This is a genomic window from Bacillus sp. EB106-08-02-XG196 (assembly GCF_013396335.1).
In the GTDB taxonomy this organism is placed as follows: Bacteria; Bacillota; Bacilli; order Bacillales; family Cytobacillaceae; genus Neobacillus.
The window spans coordinates 316,968-323,770 of record NZ_JABWSY010000001.1; the positions used below are offsets into that span (position 1 = coordinate 316,968).

The following is a 6,803-nucleotide window of genomic DNA, read 5'->3' on the forward strand; positions in this document are numbered from 1 at the left end:
AAAAAACCCCCTAAGTTTATTTTTAGACAAAGATTTATTCCAAAAATAATTCCTGTTCTGTATAAATCTTTTCTAACTTTTTCTGTCTTATACTGATTCTATCGATATCTTGATGATGGATCGCTGCGATTAGTACTTCCAGCAAGGTAATAACGGAAGCAATCGAGTGATGATCGGATTCCATTTGTTCTTCTGTTGTTAATGTCATGTCTGATATCTGGCCGATTGGTGATAATTGCTTATTTGTAACCGCAATAATTTTGGCACCATGCTGAGCTGCAATTTTTACTAGTTTAAGTGATTCTCTTCGGTACCGTGGGAAGGAAAAAACAACGACAACCGATTGTTCTGTCAGGTCTGATATATCTTCAACCATGAAGCCGGTTGGACTGGATAGATATACATTTCCCCTCATCTGTTTGAGAGTGTAGTAAAACCAATAAGCTGCACCATAGGTACTCCCAAATCCGCCGATATAGACGGAATCAGCTTTAATAACTTCTTCCGCAGACATCATAACCTCATTTGTGTTTAACTGCTGTAATAACTGTTGCAAAATCAAACTTTCCTGGTCTACAACCTTCGTAAAGAGATGACTCACTGAAAACTCCTCCGTCATTGAGGACAACCTTACTTCACTGTGAGGGTCCTTTCTTACGAGCCAATCTTTGCGAAGTTTTTCCTGCAGCTGCGAAAAGCCGCTGAATCCAAGAGCGTATGCAAGTCTTATCACCGTGGTTTCACTAACGCCAACTTTTCTGCCGACCTGGTATGCTGTAAGCAGCGCAGCTTCATTCATGTTTTGAATGAAATATTCTGCTACTTTTTTCTGGCCGGGAGACAATAAAGAAAAGTTTTCTTTGATCACTTGGTTTAATGTTTTTTGATCCATAGATAGTTTCCCCCACGGTAGTGAAGAAGGAAAAACTTCATAATCAACATTATAAAGTAACAAATCCTTCATACACAACTATTTTTTTTATATTCAAAGTATTCAAAAATAAATATCAGAGCCGGATATGCAATCTATTAACATCTTATTTATGAAGGAAAAACTTCATAGATAGAATAATACAGCATAAAATACTTTACCTGCAATACAAAAATGAATTTTTAATCCTAGAAAATTATAATTATGCATTCTTTTAGTTATAATTTGAAAACTATTAAATAATAGAATTGGAACATACGTTTGCAATACAGAAAAATTTAGGAATTCTCGATGGAGGGATTTTAATGGAATGTTGTGAGTCTGCGTATATCGCAGGAATAATAGATGGAGAAGGATCTATTTCATTAACTAGAATGCATGAACGTGAACATCGACGCCCTTGTATATCGATAGCATCAACAGATAAAGAACTATTAATTTACATTCAGTCCCTATCAGGAGGAACAATCAATAATAAAAAGAATTACAATCCTCATAAACATAAGGATTCATTTACATTAAATATTAAGAATAAAGAAGCTGTTATTTCCTTACTAAGATACATCTCACCTTTTCTAAGAGTAGATAAAAAAAGAAACCGAGCTCAATGGATTCTTAAGAAGTATGAGGAGGTTACTCCTCGAAACGGTAAGTACAATTTGGAATCACTAGAAAAGAAATTAGCTTTTGAAGAAAATTTTTTTAGGATATAAAAAAGACTAGCATTTCTGCTAGCCTTGTTATCCACCTTATGTATGGTGGAGACGGCGGGACGTGCGTTTCCATGCTTTCGTCATGGCACTGACTATATCTTGAACCTGCGTAGTTTACAGGTCCCTCGGCGTCTTATGCGAAATATAATTTTTACCTCAAGGTAGGATTTCGCATCCTAGTACTACCATTTTTGAAATGGCAGCCTATAAGTCGATACACGGCTGTTGGATTACTCCACATACCGCTCGGCATTGCCTTATCGCCATTTAAGCGACTTAGGTTTCACCGATAAAGCCGAATTTTCACTTATGTGTTACCACATAAGGCGACTAATTACTAATCGAACCCGCGTCCAAAGATAACGGCACTTAAGCTTCTACGAGTGTAGTCGACATATTGGCGCTTCGCTGATCCTTTTGCCTGCCGACAGGCGGCCGGTCAGCTAGTCTGGTTGTTCTCTTCCTTCGCCCTCAGACGGTGGACTCCGGCGTAGCCTACTTAGAGTGAGTCCGCTACCCTACCACATAGGCGATGGAGGGGCGAACAGCTATGCAGTTATTAAGCTGCGAAAGCTAGGTTGTTGTTAGTTTTGCCAGTTATAGGCGTTGACGTTTTAACGAGGCCGATCCCCTCGACTCGCAACCTAAGCTCGAACTACCCCTGTCGAATCCTTAGCGCCCCCATTATAAAATGTGCTGAAACCTAGTTAAAGATTTTAGCAAGCGTAGGATGCTCAACAATAGTTTGAGCAAAAGTTTCTCATCGCTTTTCAGCGACAAACTTATTATAACACACTTCGAGCATTTTTCAATTGTAAGTATTTGTAATTACATTTTTTGACGATCACGGAATGCACGTTCAATATCGCGTTTTGCCTCTTTTTGCTTCAAGACTTCACGTTTGTCATAATTCTTCTTACCTTTTGCTAATCCTAACAAAACTTTTGCAAATCCATTTTTCAAGTAAATCTTTACTGGTATAAGCGCATAGCCTGCTTCTCTTGTTTCTCCAAATAGCTTGTTAATTTCCCGCTTATGGAGCAAAAGCTTTCTTTGTCTTAAAGGATCATGATTGAAGCGGTTCCCTTGCTCATATGGGCTTACGTGCATATTTAATAAATGCATTTCACCGTTATGAATTCTTGCATAAGAATCCTTTAAATTCACTTTTCCAGCACGAATGGACTTAATTTCCGTTCCTTGAAGAACGATACCAGCCTCGTATGTTTCTTCTATAAAGTAATCATGGTATGCCTTTTTATTTTGCGCAACCACTTTCCCTATACCTTTTGGCATGTCTCTCACCTCGTTATGGGTTTATTTTAGCAGAAAACCGTATTCATCACAATTGAAAGAGAGTCCCGCAAGAGACCCTCTACAAAATTATCTTTTCTTATTTTTCCGCTTCGTGCTTTTATTTTTCGGTACATTGTCGTAAAACTTCTTTTTCTTTCTCGTACCTGAGCCTTGAGCAGTACTCTCAGACTTTTGACCACCACGACCCTCTGTTTTATTGCGGCGCGGCTTTTTCGTGTCACTGCCTGTTTTAAATACTCTCGTATTCTCTGACCGCTCGCGGCGAGTTCCTTTCATGCCCACGACTTCAAAATCAATGGAACGTTCGTCTTTATTGACTTTTACTACCCTAACGGTGATTTCATCGCCAATTCGGAATACATTACCTGTCCGCTCGCCAATCATCGCAAAATGACGCTCATCAAAACGATAGTAATCATCGGTAAGGTAGCTGACATGAACGAGGCCTTCAATCGTATTTGGAAGCTCCACAAACATTCCAAAATTGGTCACTGAGCTAATAATACCATCATACTCTTCACCAATCTTGTCTTCCATATATTCAGCCTTCTTAAGCTCATCCGTTTCACGTTCTGCATCAACCGCACGGCGCTCCATCTTAGATGAATGCTGGGCAATTTCCGGTAATCTCGTATTCCATTTTTCCCTTGTTGTCTCATCAAGCTTTCCTTCAATAAGATACGTCCGGATTAAGCGATGAACAATGGTATCAGGATACCTTCGAATAGGCGATGTGAAATGAGTATAAAACTCTGTTGATAATCCAAAGTGTCCTAGGCTTTCTGGATCGTATTTCGCCTGTTGCATAGAACGGAGCATAACGGTCGAAATAACCATCTCTTCCGGCTTGCCTTGAACTTCTTCAATAATTTCTTGAAGAGCCCTAGGATGAACATCATTGGCTGTACCTTTGACAATGTATCCAAAATTAGTGATAAACTCAAAAAATCTTCTTAGCTTATCTTCCTTTGGATCCTCGTGAATCCGGTAAATAAACGGAACTTCCATCCAGTGAAAGTGCTCTGCGACTGTTTCATTGGCACAAAGCATAAATTCTTCTATTAACCTTTCCGCTACTGAACGCTCGCGAAGAACAACATCCATCGGTTTACTTTCTTCATCAACCAATACCTTTGATTCTTTAAAATCAAAATCGATAGCCCCGCGCTTCATTCTCTTCTCACGCAATATTTGTGCCAGTTCTTCCATTTGTTCAAACATTGGAACAAGAGACTCATAACGGCTCCGTGTTTCCTCATCTTTATCAACTAGTATCTTATTTACATCGAAATAGGTCATTCTCTCAGTTGTTTTAATCACGCTTTGAAAAATTTCATGACTAACAACTTGACCTTCGTCGTTGATTTCCATATTACATGACAGTACTAAACGATCCACTTTTGGATTGAGTGAACAAATACCATTGGATAAACGATGTGGAATCATCGGAATAACCCTGTCTACTAAGTAAACACTCGTTGCACGTTCTTCGGCCTCGAGGTCAATGGGCGTTCCTTCTTTCACATAATAGCTTACATCCGCAATATGTACGCCAAGCTTATAATTACCATTTTCAAGCTTCGTCACCGTAACAGCATCATCAAGATCCTTTGCGTCAGCTCCATCTATAGTGACAATGGTTTCATTCCGTAAATCGCGGCGGTTCGCCAGTTCGCTTTCATCAATCGTATCAGGAGTCTCATTTGCCTGCTTTAAAACTTCATCAGGGAACGCCATCGGCAGACCATGTTTATGAATAACAGATAGAATATCCACACCTGGGTCATTTTTATGACCTAGGACCGTAATGACTTCACCTTCAGCACTCTTCCGGCCTTCTGGATAGGTGATTAACTTAACGACAACTTTATGACCTTCAACTGCACCCTTAGATGCTGCTTTGGGGATAAAAATGTCACTAGCAAACTTTTTGTCATCAGGAATAACAAAACCAAAGCTTTTGCTTTCTACATAGGTACCTACAATTTGCTGAACCCCTCGTTCAAGAATGCGAATGACGCTTCCTTCTCTGCGCTGTCCCGAGCTTTCTGATGAAATACGGGCAAGTACAGTATCCCCGTGCATTGCTGTATTCGTTTCATTTGGCGGAATAAAAATATCATCCATCCCAGGCTCATCAGGAATCACAAAGGCAAACCCTTTTGCGTGGCCTGTTAATTTTCCGCGGATTAAGTTCATTTTTTGCGGCAAGCCGTAGCGGTTGCTGCGAGTACGGACGACTAGTCCCTTTTCTTCCATTTGCACAAGTGCTTTTACAAATTCCTTAAAGTCACTAGAATCTGAAATACCAAAGGCCTCTTCTAGCTCTTGAACAGTCAAAGGCTTGTAAGCTTCGTCCTTCATATATTGTAATAGCTTGTCAACGTGCAGTTGAATATTATCTTCCAATAAAATCCCTCCTCAAAGGATTAATTCTTCCAATCTAATTTTTCTAAAAAGGCGTACACATCTTCATGAAGCTGGTCACGTTCTTTATCTAATGTAATCACATGTCCCGATTCTTCGTACCATTTTATTTCTTTCAAGACGGACTCCACTTCATTGTAAATGATGTTTGCACTATCTGTGTTTATCATTTTGTCATGACGTGCTTGAACAACGAATGTTGGAGCATAAATCATATCAACATGATTGCGAACCTCTGCAATTAATTCTTGCAGAGCCTTTAAGGTATTCATCGGCGTTTTTGAAAACTCATTCATTTCTAGTTCAATTTGTTCCTCGCTTTTTCCTTCTCGTTCCTTATATTCGCGTGCATACTCAAGAATTCCGTGATACATCACATCTTCACTTTTTATATACATGGGTGCACACATTGGAAATACACCTTTTATAGGTACAGTGTAACCCAATTTCAAGGAAAATACGCCGCCAAGCGAAAGTCCGCCGACTGCAATTTCTTCGTGTCCTTGATTTTTTAAAAAATTATAGCCATTTATGACGTCCTGCCACCAATCTTCAGGGCCAGTGTGCACTAGTTCCTCTGGTGGAACACCATGTCCCTTATAGTGGGGTGCATGACAGGTATATCCCCTTTTTTCTAAAAAGCGTCCCAACATCCGGACATCAGCCGAATTTCCTGTGAATCCGTGAAGTAAAAGAACCGCTCGTTTTCCTCCTTTAAAGGTAAAAGGCTTTGGTACAGCAATTTTCATAGTTAAAACTCCTTCAGCTCTAAAAAATCCGTTATCTTAGTTTAAGCAAAGAATTGGCTAACATTCCAGAAATACGCCTTCGATTTTTGTGCATAAAAAAAACCTGACATTAAAGACAGGTTTTTGAGCATTCTTTATTAAACTTCGAAGTATGCAACCAATACCGCAAGGATAATGAAAAGAACTGCTAAAACGATGGTAATACGATGTAGAATTAAATCAAGTCCTCGTGCTTTTTGCTTACCAAATAATGTTTCAGCACCACCTGAAATGGCACCAGATAATCCAGCACTTTTACCTGATTGCAATAAAACAACTAGAATAAGTCCAATACTCACGATTACTAATAATGTAACAACCAATGCATGCATGTAAGCCACCTCCTGTTAGTTCGTACATTTCACAGTATTTTTAATGTACCATAATATTGACCTTTTAACAATACTAGTGTTTGTGTCACCTTTTAGGAGATTACCGGAGATGTCAAACCGTTCTGAAACTAGAGCCTCCCTGAAGTTACCGTGAACCCTATTCATTTCATGCTTCGGTCACTCCAGCCCCTCTGCATTGACCGAAACCTCTAATCTACTCATGCTTCGGTCACTCCAGCCCCTCTGCATTGACCGAAACCTCTTTTCTTCTCACGCTTCGGTCACTCCAGCCCCT

General features: G+C 39.6%; 6 protein-coding genes and 1 other RNA gene. 1 reads left to right on the forward strand and 6 read right to left on the reverse strand.

Going from position 1 to position 6,803, the window contains the following annotated elements; genetic code table 11:
- Nucleotides 1–34 precede the first annotated feature (34 nt).
- Complete coding sequence (locus tag MLOOGBEN_RS01535; RefSeq protein ID WP_179156493.1) at nt 35–892, reverse strand: MurR/RpiR family transcriptional regulator; 858 nt, start codon at nt 890–892, stop codon at nt 35–37.
- A gap of 287 nt (nt 893–1,179) precedes the next feature.
- Between MLOOGBEN_RS01535 and MLOOGBEN_RS01540 the strand changes: the two genes are divergently transcribed.
- Complete coding sequence (locus MLOOGBEN_RS01540) at nt 1,180–1,644, forward strand: LAGLIDADG family homing endonuclease (RefSeq protein WP_256988792.1); 465 nt, start codon at nt 1,180–1,182, stop codon at nt 1,642–1,644.
- 338 nt (nt 1,645–1,982) lie between these two features.
- On the opposite strand, the gene ssrA is transcribed toward MLOOGBEN_RS01540, so the two are convergent.
- From ssrA to secG, 5 genes are all read right to left on the reverse strand, one after another.
- Nucleotides 1,983–2,319, reverse strand: a transfer-messenger RNA (tmRNA) gene (gene ssrA / locus MLOOGBEN_RS01545).
- 153 nt (nt 2,320–2,472) lie between these two features.
- Nucleotides 2,473–2,940 carry an SsrA-binding protein SmpB gene (gene smpB, locus MLOOGBEN_RS01550; RefSeq protein WP_179156495.1) on the reverse strand — a complete coding sequence of 156 codons (468 nt, stop codon included), beginning with the start codon at nt 2,938–2,940 and terminating at the stop codon, nt 2,473–2,475.
- Between the two features lie 87 nt (nt 2,941–3,027).
- The gene (gene rnr, locus MLOOGBEN_RS01555; protein ID WP_483296371.1) at nt 3,028–5,325 is read right to left on the reverse strand and encodes a ribonuclease R; all 2,298 of its coding nucleotides are present in this window, start codon (nt 5,323–5,325) and stop codon (nt 3,028–3,030) included.
- Nucleotides 5,326–5,390: 65 nt separating this feature from the next.
- Entirely contained in the window at nt 5,391–6,137 is a 747-nt protein-coding gene (locus tag MLOOGBEN_RS01560) for an alpha/beta hydrolase (protein ID WP_179156497.1), read from the reverse strand.
- 137 nt (nt 6,138–6,274) lie between these two features.
- Nucleotides 6,275–6,508, reverse strand: coding sequence for a preprotein translocase subunit SecG (gene secG / locus MLOOGBEN_RS01565; RefSeq protein WP_095246682.1), 234 nt, complete (start codon nt 6,506–6,508; stop codon nt 6,275–6,277).
- Nucleotides 6,509–6,803 lie beyond the last annotated feature (295 nt).

Coding starts and splice junctions, on each gene's coding strand:
- smpB (WP_179156495.1), bottom strand. CDS start 2,940: ATGCCAAAAGGTATAGGGAAAGTGGTTGCGCAAAATAAAAAGGCATAC.
- secG (WP_095246682.1), bottom strand. CDS start 6,508: ATGCATGCATTGGTTGTTACATTATTAGTAATCGTGAGTATTGGACTT.
- MLOOGBEN_RS01535 (WP_179156493.1), bottom strand. CDS start 892: ATGGATCAAAAAACATTAAACCAAGTGATCAAAGAAAACTTTTCTTTA.
- MLOOGBEN_RS01560 (WP_179156497.1), bottom strand. CDS start 6,137: ATGAAAATTGCTGTACCAAAGCCTTTTACCTTTAAAGGAGGAAAACGA.
- rnr (WP_483296371.1), bottom strand. CDS start 5,325: ATGAAGGACGAAGCTTACAAGCCTTTGACTGTTCAAGAGCTAGAAGAG.